Raw genomic sequence first — 262 nt, 5'->3', positions numbered from 1 at the left:
CGCACCCAGCAATGCACCCGCGAATTTCCGTCTGGTTATCATTTGCCGCTCCTTGTGTGAGCCGCAACTATCGGTTTTCCGCGAGCCGCTGACAAACGATGATAAGTTAGCCGACCCACAAGAAAATCTTATGCCTTCGCCATGAGACCTTACCTCCCGTTGAACGCGCTGCGCGCCTTCGAATCGTCCGCGCGGCATTTGAGCTTCACGCGCGCCGCGTTTGAACTGAACGTCACCCAGGCGGCCGTCAGCCAGCAGGTCA

At 58.0% G+C, this 262-nt stretch carries 1 protein-coding gene; it reads left to right on the top strand.

Going from position 1 to position 262, the window contains the following annotated elements; translation table 11 throughout:
• Window positions 1–141: 141 nt before the first annotated feature.
• Window positions 142–262, top strand: a 121-nt coding sequence (locus SB771_RS35180) for a LysR family transcriptional regulator (protein WP_410722067.1), incomplete at its 3' end; no start/stop codon positions are given.

The sequence above is a fragment of the Burkholderia sp. SIMBA_051 genome (assembly GCF_046534915.1).
Taxonomy (GTDB): Bacteria; Pseudomonadota; Gammaproteobacteria; order Burkholderiales; family Burkholderiaceae; genus Burkholderia; species Burkholderia ambifaria.
This window is presented reverse-complemented; position numbering and strand designations above follow the sequence as displayed.